The sequence below is a fragment of the Kamptonema animale CS-326 genome, from assembly GCF_028330895.1.
Lineage (GTDB): Bacteria > Cyanobacteriota > Cyanobacteriia > Cyanobacteriales > Microcoleaceae > Kamptonema > Kamptonema formosum.
In genome coordinates, this window is sequence record NZ_JAQMUA010000019.1 from 46898 (window position 1) to 61994 (window position 15097).

Consider the following 15097-nt stretch of genomic DNA (forward strand, 5'->3'; position numbering starts at 1 on the left):
ATTCTCTAATTTCCTATGCTCAAGCAACGCAAAACCACAGTTCCTCTATTGATAGGCGTTTCCGTTTGCGCTCTGGCGATCGGAGCTTTTGCGCCGGTGACGAAGTGGATTGGATTTGGTTCGTCTGCGAATCTGACACCCCAGGATACAGCGATCGCGGAGGCGGAAGTTAGGACTTTGGTATCGCTCTCGCCAATAGAGCGATCGCAGAAGTTGGAAGCGATCGCGCAACAGCCACAATCTACGGCTCGTAGCGAAGCGCGTTATCTGCTGGCGAAAGATTTAATGGCAAAGGGAGAAGCGGCAAAGGCTCTCACTTTGTTAGAGAGATTAGAGCAAGATTATCCGATTTTAGCATCTCACATTGTGATGTTACGGGCCCAAGCTTACGAAGCAGCAGGCGAAGCAGGTAAAGCCGAAAATACTTGGCAGGATTTGCTCAAACGCTATGAGAACGATCCCGTTGCGGCTGAAGCTTTGTATATTTTAGGAAAAACGCAGCCGGAACATTGGGACAAGGCGATCGCGCAATTTCCGTCTCATCCCCGCACTATAGAAATGGCGCGATCGCGGCTGAAAGCAAATCCCAATCAGCCAGAATTACTATTACTGATCGCCAAACATGGCTTGTACCTCAAAGATTACGGCTCAATAGTAGAAACCTTAGCCCAGAAATATTCTGCCTTCTTGAAACCCGAAGATTGGGAAGCGATCGCCTTCGGCTATTGGGAAAAGCAGGATTATGGCAAAGCTGCGATCGCCTACGCCAAATCTCCCCGCACCCCCCGAAATCTCTACCGTAAAGCGCGAGGTTTATGGTTAGATGGAAAAATACCTGAATCTAAAATTGCTTATAAACAACTGATAACTGAATTTCCGGATGGAGGCGAAGACACCGCTTTAGGCTTAATCAGAATTTCGCGAATTTCCGAACCCAAAGAAGCTTTAGTTTACCTCGATCGCGCTATTAGCAAATTCCCCGATCGCGCACCCGAAGCACTGTTAGACAAATCTAAAATTATTGACAAGCAAGGAAACGAAAAGTTAGCTTCCCAAACTCGTCAAATGTTGCTACAAAAATACAGCAATTCTGATGCCGCTGCTGAACTACGCTGGACGATCGCCCAACAAGCCGCGAAGGCGGGAAATTTAAAAATAGCTTGGCAACAAGCCAGAGATATAACCAATAATAACCCCGATAGCATATTAGCACCCGAAGCAGCATTTTGGGTAGGAAAATGGGCGCAGCGAATCGGTCGTCAGGAGGATGCACAAAAAGCATTTGAATATACCATCGCCCGCTATCCAGAATCTTATTTTGCTTGGCGTTCTGCGGTATTTCTGGGTTGGCCTGTAGGAGATTTTACCACTGTACGGAGCTTATCTCCCAATGTAGTCCCACTCTCTCAAAGACCAGAACCTCCAGCGGGTTCTGAAACCTTAAAAGAACTCTATCAGTTAGGTCAAGATCTTTCGGCTTGGACGCTATGGCAAGTTGAGTTTAAAAATCAGATGAAGCCGTCAATACCGGAACAATTTACTGATGGTTTAATGCGGATAGGAGTAGGAGATAATCTAGATGGATTGTGGATGATTTCAAGTTTACGGCAACGAGAAGAACCAGAGGATAAAAACCAATATTTATCCTTAAGACAGCAACCTGCTTACTGGCAAGCATTATATCCATTTCCCTACTTAGAAACAATTGTTAAGTGGTCTGGAGAAATGCGTTTAAATCCAGTATTAGTTACCGCCCTAATTCGGCAAGAATCGCGATTTATGCCAGGGATTAAATCAGCAGTCGGCGCAACTGGTTTAATGCAGGTCATGCCAGAAACAGGGGATTGGATTGCTAAGCAAATTCAACTCAAAAACTATTCTTTAGAGAATGTAGACGACAACATTAAACTCGGTACTTGGTATCTCGATCATACCCATGATGAGTATAAGAATAATTCAATGTTAGCAGTAGCGAGTTACAATGCCGGGCCTGGTGCAGTCGGAGATTGGTTACAGAGATTTGGCTTTAACGATCCTGATGCTTTTGTGGATAAAATTCCCTATGATGAAACTAAGGGATATGTGAAGTCTGTGTTTGAGAATTACTGGAATTATTTAAGGATTTACAATCCAGAGATAAATCAGTTAATGATGCAGCATACTGCGGCGCATCAACAACCAACTAAACCTTAATGCCGACGGGGATTTTAACCCCTGTCGGACTCAATGTTTACGTTAAGCTACAATAGCAATAAATACAGAGGTTAATCTATGACTTACAACTCACCAGAAGAATACATCGAAGCGATGCGAACTATTGTAAACAGTGGCGATTTTGCAGGAGCACAGCAGCTATCATTTAAAGCAGTTGAGCATTACCCCGATCATGCTGAAATTAAGAAGATCGCTCGTATCTTAGCACCATCGGTAGTTAGAGTCAGCAAAGAACCGACCGATCCTAATATCTGGCTCAATCAAGATTGGATCAAGCAGAACCGGATGCAATATCGAGGAAACTGGGTAGCGCTTAAGAATGGTCAATTATTGGCGATTGGAAAAAATGTTGATGAATTAGTGGAGCAGGTAGGTGATATAAAAGAAAAACGTATATTTGTAACAGCGATTTATTAATGACACTGTTTTTTCCAAACGGGGATAGTTTTGCCACTGGTGCTAGTCCTTACGAGTATCGTCCCGCGACTGAAAGCGAAACTACAAATCGGATCGTTTTATCAGTAGAAATTGAAGGGAGGCTTACTGAGGCTGTGGTCGATACGGGTGCGCCTTACGTAATCTGGTCGCCGCGACTTGCTAGACTTGCAGGTTTCACTCCTGCTGATACTTTTGAAAGGACAACAATGCTAGTTAGAGGTATGCGTTTAGAAGGGGGTTTTATTCGGGTAACTATTAAGTTACTTGGAAAAGAAGGTGAGAGTTTGTATGTAGATGCTACTGCTTTCGTTCCTGATGTAGAGGAATATTGGGGTGATTTTCCTTCTTTCTTAGGTTTAACTGGATTTTTAGAAAGAATCCGATTTGCAGCAGATCCAAATACAGATACTTTCTACTTCGGCCCCCTGTAAAAAAACGCTCCCACTTTATTTACAGCCTAAAGAATCGCGAGTAACAACACCAGTTTTAGAATTAACACCAACGGCTTTTTTACACAATTCTTTAACTTGATAACCATCAAGAATTGCATCTGTAAAGTCCGCACCATCAATATTTACATCATCAAAAGTCGATCTCAGTAAAATTGCTTCCGAGAAAACAGTATCGCTTAAATCAGCATTAGTAAAATTTACCTGATCTGCCATTGCGTAAGCTAAATCTGCACCGTGTAAATTCGCTTTTACCATCACAGAAGCACTCATAATTGCTCCTCGTAAATCGGCATTACTAAAATCACTTAACTCCATGTTAGCATTAGAAAATTCAGCCGATCGCAGCATTTGACCCGAAAAGTCGCGGCGCGTGAGTTCAGCATTGCTATAAGATAAGGGAGGAGCGTAATATTTAGATTGAGCTTGGGCTGGTAACGACCAAGTTAAAAGAAAGAGTGCGTAGGCGCAGGCCACCGTAGGTATCGCGAATACAGCTAGTTTCCGAAGTATCATAAATTCGTTTTCCTTGCAAGTAGATATGGGAGTAGTGTATGCCGAACTCAGCTCAACGGCAAAAACGGGTAAAATCATCAATAGTAATGATGAACTTCTAAAAAGCTATGCTAAATTTTGCTTTAACTTGGCTAGTTGCAGCCGTTTCACTGGTAATTACTGCCAATATCGTACCAGGTATTGCGATTAGTAGTTTTCCTGCTGCTTTGGTGGCTGCGGTTCTGGTTGGTTTCGTCAATGCGATTGTGAGACCGATTATCACACTTTTGACACTACCTCTGACGATTATTACTCTGGGTTTGTTTTTGTTGGTAGTGAATGCGATCTCGCTGTCCTTGGCAGCATGGTTGGCGGGAGTGTTCGATATTGGCTTTAAGGTTAGCGGTTTCTGGCCTGCATTTTTCGGTGCGATCGTCCTATCTTTTGTTTCTGGATTGATCGGCAATTTTGTGAATGTGGATAGGACTGGGATCTAATAAACCTTAAGGATTCAAACAGTTAGTCAGTGCGATCGCTTTATTCTGTTTCTGCTGAGGCGATCGCCACTGTCACCGCACCTCCTCTAGTCCCCTGTTTACAATCGGAACGAAAGATCTGTTTAGGAACTAGGAGGTTTTTTTTTGAACCGCAGATAAACGCAGATGAATGCAGATCGTGATTAAATATCTGCTTGCATTTATCGGCGGTGAAGAATTCTTGGTTAATTGTAGCACAAATAGCGGCAGCTTCTGCTACACTGGGAACACCGATTGATTGGGCAACAAATTTTGAAGGGTTGGGTACTGGAATTGAGTTTAAAATCTCAGCAGAGAAGGTTTTTAATTGCCAATTCTGCCCTTGACAAAGTTCTATTAATCCAACTTCATCAGCCTTAGTATCAATAGTAGCAATGCCTGCGATCGTACTTTCTGCTAAATCATAATTGCAGCATACTTGTTTAATAGCAGATTCTATCACGTCTCTAGAAGTTCCGCTTTGGCAACCTATTCCTATCCATAAATTTCTAGCATACTCTGGCACTTTTGGGATACCCAAATTAAGCGATAATTCTGATAATATCATCATCTCCTTGACTTATATCAATTATTTGCCTAAGTCAGGACACGGCTTTGCCGTGTCCCTACAAAATATTACCTCACCGCCGCAGGCATCCCCAAAAGATCCTCAATCCGAGGCATATCTTCCAAAGCAATTACCCGCCCTTCATCCTCAAAGCCAGCAATTTGATCGAAGTTCAAATACTGATACAAATCATCAGCAAAAGGCTCAATCTTCTTACCCACAATGTCCATATATTCCTGCACGCTTGGTACGCGCCCCAACATCGCACAAACAGCAGCTAATTCCGCAGAACCAAGATAGACTCTCGCCTCCTTACCCATACGATTATTGAAGTTACGAGTCGAAGTAGAAAACACCGTTGCCCCATCTTCAACCCGCGCCTGATTGCCCATACAAAGACTACAGCCTGGCATCTCAGTTCGCGCACCAGCAGCCTCGAAAGTGGTGTAAATTCCCTCCTGTTTCAACTGGTATTCATCCATCCGTGTTGGCGGACAAATCCATAAGCGGGTCTTAACTACAGCTTCCCCTTCTAAGACCTTTGCAGTTGCTCGATAATGACCGATATTTGTCATGCAAGAACCAACAAATACTTCATCAATTTTATCGCCCACTACTTCGCTCAATAACTTAACATTATCCGGGTCATTGGGAGCCGCCACAATTGGTTCTTTAATCTCATTCAAATCAATGTCAATGATTTCAACATACTCGGCATCAGTATCGGCTTCCATTAACACTGGATTTGCTAACCATTGTTCCATTTTTGCCACGCGGCGCATCATAGTCCGAGCATCTACATAGCCCCGTGCTACCATGTTTCTCAACAGCGCCACGTTAGAACGTAAATACTCAGAAACAGTCTCTACGCTCAACTTAATTGTGCAACCAGCACAAGAACGTTCTGCGGATGCGTCTGTCAATTCAAAAGCTTGCTCAACTTTCAAGTCTGGCAAACCTTCGATTTCCATGATTCGCCCAGAAAACACATTTTTCTTGTTCTGCTTTTCGACAGTTAGCAATCCTTTTTGAATGGCAATATATGGAATTGCATTTACCACATCCCGCAGGGTTACTCCTGGCTGCAATTCTCCTTTAAACCGGACTAAAACTGATTCCGGCATATCCAAAGGCATGACACCCAAAGCAGCAGCAAAAGCCACTAACCCCGAACCGGCAGGAAAGGAAATTCCTAGAGGAAAACGGGTGTGAGAATCGCCGCCAGTTCCCACTGTATCTGGTAACAACATTCGGTTTAGCCAAGAGTGAATAATCCCATCTCCTGGCCGTAAAGCTACGCCGCCACGTTCAGCAATAAAATCGGGTAATTCTTGGTGAGTTTTGACATCGACTGGTTTGGGATAAGCAGCGGTGTGACAGAAACTTTGCATTACTAAATCGGCACTAAATCCCAAACAAGCTAGTTCTTTTAACTCGTCTCTGGTCATCGGCCCTGTGGTATCTTGAGAGCCAACTGTTGTCATAATTGGTTCGCAGGGAGTACCGGGACGAACACCTGGTAAACCACAGGCTTTGCCTACCATTTTTTGAGCTAAAGTGTAACCTTTGCCCGTATCTGCGGGTGGTTTAGGGCGGGTAAAGATTGTGCTTATTCCTAATCCTAAAGCTTCGCGGGTTTTATCGGTAAGAGTGCGACCAATTAGTAAAGGAATGCGGCCGCCAGCACGAACTTCATCTAAGATAGTGTCAGGTTTGAGGTTGAAAGTGGAAATAACTTGACCGGCTTCATTAGTAATTTCGCCTTTGTAGGGATGAATGGTAATTACCATGCCTGTTTCCATTTTACTAACATCGCATTCGATGGGTAATGCGCCGGAATCTTCAGCGGTGTTGAAGAAAATAGGTGCGATCGCAGTACCTAAAATATATCCCCCATTCCGCTTATTCGGTACGAAAGGAATATCATTACCGATATGCCAGAGTACGGAGTTAATTGCCGATTTCCGCGAGGAACCCGTACCGACAACATCGCCGACATAGGCGACAGGATGGCCTTTTTGCTTCAATGCTGCGATCGCACTTAACGATCCTGGTAGCCGCGTTTCCAGCATTGCCAAAGCGTGTAGCGGAATGTCCGGTCGCGTGGTAGCATGAGTAGCAGGGGACAGGTCATCGGTGTTGGTTTCGCCCGGAACCTTGAACACGCTAACAGTAATCGTTTCTGGCAAAACTGGCCGACCGGTGAACCACTCGGCATTTGCCCAAGAATCCATTACCTGCTTAGCGTAGGGATTGATCTCCGATAGATTCAGTACATCGTGGAAAGCATCAAATACTAACAGGGTTTTGCTTAGCGCTGCTGCTGCCGAGGCTGCCATTGCAGGGTCGTTAGAGGATAGCAAGCTGATTAAAGATTGCACGTTATAGCCGCCTAGCATCGTTCCTAGCAGGTAAACTGCCCACTGGGGTGCAATTAACGGGCTGTGAATTTCGCCTTTGGCGATCGCAGTTAAAAATCCAGCTTTCACATAAGCGGCCCCGTCTACTCCCGGTGGCACGCGATCGCGCAGCATCTCTACTAACGCCTCTTCCTCGCCTGTGGGCGGATTTTTTAGCAGTTCGCAAAGTTCAGAGGTTTGCTGAGCATTCAGCGGTAGCGGTGGAATTCCCATTGCTGCCCGCTCGGCCGTATGTGCGCGGTAAGATTCTAGCATGATTTCGTCTCCTCAAGATGGCATTTTCGACTTTCAATGGGCGATTTTCGCTTGTATAGCAACCGTCAAGGTGGTTAGGACATTCTAGTTTCCTCAAACCCTTAATTCTATGCTCTTCTTTCCCTAGCCCCTAGCCCCTAGCCCCTAACCGCTGAAAGCGGTTGCTATAGATCGGGAAGCTTACCTTCCCAACTTGCCAAAAGCCCTTACCCTTATAAAAACTTAACGCAACTAAAAAAACAGTGGATTTCAATACTTATGGGAGATTTCCCCCAAACTGCCAAGGCGAGGGCAATAGGGCGATCTGTGCGATCGCGAGCGGTGGAGCCGCCCTGCTTGGAAATAAAAATGTCAAATTTACTACATTTTTTGATATAGTTTTTTGCTTAGACAGCAATAGGGTTAACTTCCCCTATTTTCTTTTCCTGTCTTTCTTATCCCCTTGCCCTACTCGAAACTATCTTGACTTTATTGAGAATATTTCGCAATTTATGGGTGGACTAGACTCTCATCTCAGGGATGAGAGGATTTATACATATACATAAATTTATTATGGTTTGTAACCTCACCCAAGGGCAGAAAAAAAATAGTGCCAAGGGGCCTTGCTTAAATTTTCATTCTGGGAATAGAGCTAGGAAGAGTCTTCTTTTAGCCCTGTTAAAGTCACGGAATAATATTCTCCGTTAAATTTTAGTAACAAAACGTTTATTACTCAAGCCAAAAAATGTAATATAAAATACAGGGATCGAACAATATTCTCTTCGTCAGCATCAGGGATCGTTGAATTGTTATAGCTAGAATAATTTGAAAAAGGGTGCAGGAGCCCAGATGTGTACAACAGAAAATTAGAATTTATCAATCAAAAACTAAATCACTCAATCGTGGAACAATGCCTGGGTTGCGCCTTAAGGCAGGAAATGGAAGTGGCGTTGCAAGAAACCAAACAACTTTTGGGTGCGATCGCCCCAACCGCTCCATTACCCCTCGCAGTTAGTCGCACTAGCGATGCAGCTATTCTATACTGCAACGATCTTTTTGGCCTCACTTTTGGATCGCTCTCCACAGAGCTAATCGGCAGAAAATTACCTGAATTTTACTGCGAGCCAGCCGATCGCCAACTTTTACTGGCAGAGCTCGAAAACCAAGGTTACGTCCGCGAGGCAGAAGTGCAGCTCAAAAAGACTGACGAGACAGTCTTTTGGGCATCAGTATCAATGCGACCGCTGACTTTGGAGGGAGAATCGGTGATATTATCTATATTCTCCGATATCACCGATCGCAAAAGAGCTCAAGAAGCACTGCGGCGACAGGCCCTCACCTTCGAGAATATCTACGACGCAGTAGCGATCGCCGACACTGTTGGTAGAATCATCGACTGGAACCCCGCAGCAGAGCGCATTTTTGGCTATACCAAAGCCGAAGTAATCGGTAAAAGTACAGAGATTTTTCACTCCTCCTCAGAACAGGCGACAGCGCTGACCCACGAGATTCTATACAGTCTAAGAAATTCAGGTCGCTGGTCGGGAACAATAAACTTCACCCGCAAAGATGGCAGTGACGGCGTATGCGAAACCACCGTAGTCATAGTTGCCGATGAATTTGGCAAGGCGGTGGGCGCAATGGCGATTAGCCGCGACATCACCTTAGTCAAACGCTCAGAAACAGTAGAGCAAGAATTACTCGCATCCATACACTCGCGAGCCCGCCAGCAAGCCGCCGTCGCTTACTTGGGGCAACAGGCCTTGATGGAGAGTGATTTATCGGCACTGATGGACAAAGCTGTACTTCTAGTTGCTCAAACGCTGAATGTAGAATATTGCAAACTTTTAGAATTACTCCCCGGCGGACACGCTTTTCTGCTACGAGCAGGAGAGGGATGGCAACCAGGCTTAGTGGGCAACGCCACAGTCAGTGCTTCCACGAAGTCTCAGGCGGGTTATACTTTGCTTGCTGGTGAGTCGGTAATTGTGGAAGACGTGCGCTTAGAGACCCGCTTCAGCGGTGCCCCTCTGTTACACAATCACCGCGTCGTCAGCGGTGTTTCCGTCATTATCCCCGGAAATTGGAGCAGAGAAGATTTGGCGCGAGGGGAACGGGGGAGCGGGGGAGAGGGGGAGATTTGGCCTGAAAGGAATAACGGAGGTAAATCCTCCCCATCCTCCCCATCTTCCCCATCCTCCCCATCTTCCCCATCCTCCCCATCTTCCCCATCCTCCCCATCTTCCCCATCTTCCCCATCCCCCGCTTGGGGTGTACTGAGCGCTCATACCAAGCGGCGGCGGCAATTTAGTCAAGATGATGTCCACTTCCTTGAAGCGATCGCGAATGTACTAGCAGCAGCCATCGAGCGATCGCGATCGGAAGAGCGCCTACAACTAATGGAACGCGCGATCGCTTCCAGCAGCAATGGCATTATCATTACCGACGCTACACAGTCAGACAATCCCACGATTTATATCAACCCCAGTTTCGAGCGGATGACAGGCTATCAGCGAGACGAAATTATCGGTAAAAATTGCCGAATTTTGCAACGTGCTGATAGAAATCAACCAGCTCTTAAGGAAGTGCGAACAGCCCTTAACGAAGGCAAAGAATGCCAGGTCGTATTGCAAAACTACCGTAAAGATGGCACTCCTTTTTGGAACGAACTTTCTATTTCACCCGTGTACAACACGCGGCGGCATCTCACCCACTTTGTCGGCATTCAAACCGATATCACCGAGCGCAAACGATCCGAAGAAGAATTATTTTTAAAGTCCCAAACTTTAGCAACTTTTAGCGCCAATCTCAAACAGCTTCACCGGATTACAACTTACAACTATCAAAATTTTGAAGAGCTATTTGCCGATTACCTGTTGGCAGGATGCGAAATATTTGGGCTTTCTACAGGTGTCATCAATCAAATTGAAGGCGAACGCTGCATTATCCGTTCTGTTAAATCTGATATTGAATGTTTTGTCCCCGGCTTGGAATCGGAATTAAAAGATACTTATTGTTCAGCACCGATCAAAATCAAGAAAACTGTTACCTATGCCCATGTAGGTAAAATAGAGGAAATGCAAACGCACCCGGCATATCAAAGATTTAACATGGAATCTTATATAGGTACGCCTATATTTGTGAGCGGTAAGATTTACGGAGTGTTAAGTTTCTCCTCAACACAAATAAGAAGCAAAAATTTTGAAGCCCGCGAAACAGAAATCATCGAACTGATGGCACAAAGCATCGGTAGATTTCTCGCCGCCCACGACACAGAAATAGAACGTCAGCAGGCAGAAAAAGAGCGTATAGAACTAATCGCTTCTCTCCAAGAAAGCGAAGAGCGCTACCGCCGTTTAGTAGAACTTTCCCCCGAAGCGATCGCCGTCTATAGCGAAGATAAAATTGTCTATATCAATGCTGCGGGAGCCAAACTTGTTGGTGCTAAATCTGCGAAAGAATTGATCGGATTTCCCATATTTAACCTCGTCCACCGCGACTATATGGAAGTAGTTAGAGTCCGCATTCAGCAAGTAGAAGAAGAAAACAAAAAAACGAATCTGATCGAACAAAAAATGATTCGACTGGACGGGAAAGTAATCGATGTGGAAATAGCAGGTATACCTGCTACCTATCAAGGGAAAGTCGCAACCCAAATTATCATCAGAGACATCACGGAACGCAAACGCGCCCAACAACAACTCCTCCACGATGCCTTTCACGATGTTCTCACTCAACTGCCAAACCGTGCCCTATTTATTGAGCGTGTTGGTCAAGCTATCCGTCGTTCCAAACAACAGCCAGATTATAAATTTGCTGTCTTATTTTTAGATTTAGATCGCTTTAAAGTCGTCAATGACAGTCTAGGTCATAGTGTAGGAGATCAACTGTTAATTGCGATCGCCCATCGCCTTACCTCCTGTCTTCACCCCTCTGATACCGCCGCTAGACTAGGGGGAGACGAGTTTACTGTCCTACTAGAAGGTATTCAAAGTCTTGGTGATGCTACCATCATTGCCAAAAAGATCAACTACGAGTTTGCCCAGCCCTTCAACCTTGAAGGACACGAAGTATTTACCACCGTCAGCATCGGTATTGTCTTCAGTCAAAGCGAAGTTTCCTCAACAAGTGAAGAAGATTGGAAGTATATGCACTGCCCCATGTACAACCATCCTGAAGATCTCCTGCGGGACGCTGACATTGCCATGTATCGCGCCAAGGCCCTTGGTAAGGCCCGCCATGAGGTTTTTAACTTAGCGATGCACGATCAAACTATTTCTCTGTTGCAATTGGAAACTGACTTGCGGCGGGCGATTCAGGAAAGTTGTCAAATTGCACTAGCCCTTGGAAGACCCGATTTTTCCCCAAAACAGGCAAGTTTGGCACAAAATCTTGGTTTAGAAAGTTCTCAGTTATCAGAGCACACTCAATACTCAAAGGGCAATTCAGCAATTCTCAATTCAAACCCGCTTTGGCTATCGGAGAACTCTTCAGGAAATGCAGCGAAAATTATTAGCGATGGTGGTCATCCACATACTAAATTGTTGTTACATTATCAGCCAATTATTTCACTTTCTACGGGCAGAATTAGCGGTTTTGAGGCGCTTGTACGCTGGCAACACCCAACGAGAGGTTTAGTTTCGCCTGCTGAGTTTATTCCCGTAGCGGAAGAAACTGGTCTGATTATTCCTTTGGGCGCTTGGGTTTTGAGAGAAGCTTGCCGCCAGTTGCGTATTTGGCAAGAACTATTGAAGAAGGAAGAAGGAAGAAGGAAGAAGGAAGAAGAAATAAGGAATAGGAAAGAAGGAAGAGGCGATAGTCCAAATTTCTCTAATTACCAATTACCAATTACTAATTACCAATTACCAATTACTAATTACCCACTGACTATGAGTGTGAATCTTTCAGGTAAGCAGTTGGGGCAAATGAATTTGTTTGAGGAGATTGATGAAATTCTGCAAGAAACTGGGTGCGATCCCAGCAGTTTAAAGTTAGAAATTACGGAAAGCGTGATTGTGGAAAATGTCGCTAAAGCTAGCACTATGCTCGCCCAACTGAAAGCTAGAAATATTCGGCTTTCTATTGATGATTTTGGTACGGGTTATTCATCTTTAAGTTATCTGCACCGCTTCCCGCTTGATACTCTCAAAATTGACCGTTCTTTTGTCAGTCGCTTGAGTACAGAGGGTGGTCGTCCTCTGCAAATTGTACGCGCGATCGTAACGCTGGCTCATAATTTAGGGCTCGACGTAATCGCTGAAGGTGTGGAAACAAAAGAGCAACTAGCGGAACTCCAGCAACTTGAATGCGAACACGCTCAGGGATATTTGTTATCTAGACCTCTGGACAGTAAGGCGGCAACTGAGTTTCTACAAAAAATGTTAACTGGTAATGGGTAATGGGTAATGGGTAATGGGTAATTGCTAATTGCTAATTGCTAATTGGTAATTGCTAATTGCTAATTGCTAATGCTCACTTCCCCATGCTACTAAAAGTTAAAATTTTAAGAGATTATCCGTACATCTACGTACAAATTTTAAGTAGACTTAGATTTTCGGCGATTATTCGTGCATCCACCTACAAGTTCCTCATGCGATTCAATTTTAAGTAATTATCCCTGTCAAACCCTTGATTCCTCATGTAAATTTGCTGCTTAAGTGATTAATATCACACACAAAAAATACCAGGATCGCATTTGAATAAGATATCGATCGCCAAATACTGTGACTAAAATCACAATTTAGCAATGTTTTCAATCACAAAATTGGGTTGGAAAAAAGGGCACAGTATATTTACTAGCATTCCTTATTTTTTAAGAACTACCCCCTTGCACGAAAAAGGAAGCCAAAAGTCATGTCTACTTCCCAGCTCACACTAGAAGAATTATTTGGTCAAGTCATGTTTTCCAGCGTGGTTACTCGCAATGACCGCCAGCAAATCAGATCGGCACTTTTAGGTGGTGGACTCAATGAAGACGAACACGCGATTATTAACAGACTGTTATATAATGTGCGACGTGGATGGGTGAGGATTATCGACTAAGTTAGAAAAACCTCACTTATAATAATTACGATAAATAAAATTGAATCAGCGGATAGGGCTAACCGCTGAGTATTTTCGTGTTTTTGAGCTGCGCGATCGCTGATTAAAATTCTCAAAGAATAATTTAAAATATAAAGTAATGTTTCAGATACATCTATATATATGGCTCCCGCCGTTTTGATCCAGAATCTTCAGAAACGCTACGGCACTGTTGAAGCCGTCAAAGATGTTTCCTTCCAGGTGGAACCGGGGGAGATTTTTGGCTTGCTCGGCCCCAATGGTGCAGGCAAAACCACTACTCTACGGGCTTTGTGTACGTTAACGGCCCCCGATCGCGGACGTTTAGAGGTATCGGGAATCTCAGTTATAGAGCAGCCGAGATTGGTTAGACAACGCTTGGGCTATGTGGCTCAAGAGGTTGCTTTGGATAAGGTACTCACGGGGCGCGAACTTTTGCAATTGCAAGCCGCTCTCTACCATTTGCCTCGGCCGATGATTAAAGATCGGATCGATAATGCGATCGCATTACTCGGTTTAGGGGAATGGGCGGATAAAAAGACAGGCACTTATTCCGGTGGTATCCGCAAACGGCTGGATTTGGCTGCGGGACTGTTACATCAACCGGATGTTTTAGTTTTAGATGAACCGACAGTCGGACTCGATATAGAAAGCCGGGTGGTAGTTTGGGACTTCCTGCGACAGTTGCGCGAGTCTGGGACAACAGTATTGATTACCAGCCATTATCTGGAAGAGGTTGATGCTTTGGCGAACAGAGTAGCAATTATTGATAAGGGTGTGGTGATTGCTGCGGGTACACCAGAAGAATTGAAGGATAAAGTTGGTGGCGATCGCGTTACCCTCCGCATCCGGGAATTTTCGCCCATTGAGGAAGCCGAAAAAGCAAAATCTCTGTTGCAATCTTTGCCTTTTGTACAAGAAGCGATCGTGAATACTGCTCAAGGTAATTCCCTAAATTTAGTGGTAACACCTCAGAGCGATGCACTTTTGAATATTCAGCAAGTAATTAGAGATGCGGGTCTTCCTACTTTTGGAATTGCTCAATCTCGACCGAGTTTGGATGATGTTTATTTAGCGGCGACGGGGAGAACGCTGTTAGATTCAGAGTTAGAAGCTTCTAGTAGTCGGGATTTGAAGGCCGAGCAAAAAGCAGCCATGCGCTCTTAGTTGGAGGAAGAAAGAAGAAGGAAGAAGTTAGAAGTAAGAGTCAACTTTGTTTCTTTGATAACTTATCTAGACCCCACTCTGGGCGGTATTTTTACCGTCAGAGGGCCGCCTTCAGGATATCCGTCTTCACTATTTTGGCGATTGCTATAAAATTTATGGCGATCGCTCTTTTTTTGATGAAATGTTGAATAATAAACTCTATCTGTTGGTGTGAGGAAAGAGAGTGAGTCAGCAAGAGATTTTAACATTAGCCAAAGAAGGTGACGCAACTGCGATCGCCTTTCTCATCAGTCAAGCACTAGGAACCAAAGGCATAGCCGTCAAGGCCACCCGTCAAAACACTTGCCTGCACCTATTACTAGAAGCAGAACAACTCCCCCCCCAAGATGCCTGCATCCGAGTCATCGTTAAAGGATTACTTCGCCTCGAAGCAGCTCAAATCTACTCTATCAAAGTTTATGGGCGGCGAACTAGCCAGCAACTAGCAGGTTGGACTCAAATCGTTGAACTCAAACAACCTTTGGGGAGCGGGGGAGC

General features: G+C 44.7%; 10 protein-coding genes and 1 pseudogene. 8 read left to right on the forward strand and 3 right to left on the reverse strand.

All coding sequences use genetic code 11. The features are described 5' to 3' along the window. Positions 1-15 precede the first annotated feature (15 nt). The 3 genes from PN499_RS01295 to PN499_RS01305 all read left to right on the forward strand — a co-directional run bounded on the left by PN499_RS01295 (position 16) and on the right by PN499_RS01305 (position 3083). The gene (locus PN499_RS01295; RefSeq protein ID WP_272029772.1) at positions 16-2193 is read left to right on the forward strand and encodes a lytic transglycosylase domain-containing protein; all 2178 of its coding nucleotides are present in this window, start codon (positions 16-18) and stop codon (positions 2191-2193) included. A 78-nt stretch (positions 2194-2271) separates the two neighbouring features. Continuing rightward, positions 2272-2631 carry a hypothetical protein gene (locus PN499_RS01300; protein WP_272029773.1) on the forward strand — a complete coding sequence of 120 codons (360 nt, stop codon included), beginning with the start codon at positions 2272-2274 and terminating at the stop codon, positions 2629-2631. Next, positions 2631-3083, forward strand: a complete 453-nt coding sequence (locus tag PN499_RS01305; RefSeq protein ID WP_272029774.1) for a pepsin/retropepsin-like aspartic protease family protein — start codon at positions 2631-2633, stop codon at positions 3081-3083. Before PN499_RS01300 ends, PN499_RS01305 begins: the two co-directional genes overlap by 1 nt. A gap of 15 nt (positions 3084-3098) precedes the next feature. On the opposite strand, the gene PN499_RS01310 is transcribed toward PN499_RS01305, so the two are convergent. Beyond that, positions 3099-3617, reverse strand: coding sequence for a pentapeptide repeat-containing protein (locus tag PN499_RS01310; RefSeq protein WP_272029775.1), 519 nt, complete (start codon positions 3615-3617; stop codon positions 3099-3101). 107 nt (positions 3618-3724) lie between these two features. On the opposite strand from PN499_RS01310, the gene PN499_RS01315 reads away from it, so the two are divergent. Beyond that, positions 3725-4093 (forward strand): phage holin family protein, encoded by a 369-nt coding sequence (locus tag PN499_RS01315; protein WP_272029776.1) that lies wholly within the window; start codon positions 3725-3727, stop codon positions 4091-4093. Positions 4094-4133: 40 nt separating this feature from the next. Here the strand turns inward: PN499_RS01315 and PN499_RS01320 are convergent, their stop codons facing one another. Next, entirely contained in the window at positions 4134-4682 is a 549-nt protein-coding gene (locus PN499_RS01320; protein ID WP_272029777.1) for a cobalamin biosynthesis protein, read from the reverse strand. Positions 4683-4747: 65 nt separating this feature from the next. Further along, positions 4748-7354: a bifunctional aconitate hydratase 2/2-methylisocitrate dehydratase gene (gene acnB, locus PN499_RS01325; protein WP_272029778.1), complete on the reverse strand. Its 2607-nt coding sequence runs from the start codon at positions 7352-7354 to the stop codon at positions 4748-4750. Between the two features lie 830 nt (positions 7355-8184). Here acnB and PN499_RS01330 point away from each other — a divergent pair. From PN499_RS01330 to PN499_RS01345, 4 genes and pseudogenes are all read left to right on the forward strand, one after another. Then, positions 8185-12732: a PAS domain S-box protein gene (locus PN499_RS01330; protein WP_272029779.1), complete on the forward strand. Its 4548-nt coding sequence runs from the start codon at positions 8185-8187 to the stop codon at positions 12730-12732. Between the two features lie 454 nt (positions 12733-13186). Then, positions 13187-13375 (forward strand): hypothetical protein, encoded by a 189-nt coding sequence (locus PN499_RS01335; RefSeq protein WP_007358145.1) that lies wholly within the window; start codon positions 13187-13189, stop codon positions 13373-13375. Positions 13376-13537: 162 nt separating this feature from the next. Further along, complete coding sequence (locus tag PN499_RS01340; protein WP_272029780.1) at positions 13538-14560, forward strand: ABC transporter ATP-binding protein; 1023 nt, start codon at positions 13538-13540, stop codon at positions 14558-14560. 223 nt (positions 14561-14783) lie between these two features. Beyond that, positions 14784-15097: pseudogene (locus PN499_RS01345) on the forward strand (CapA family protein); the annotation flags it as partial.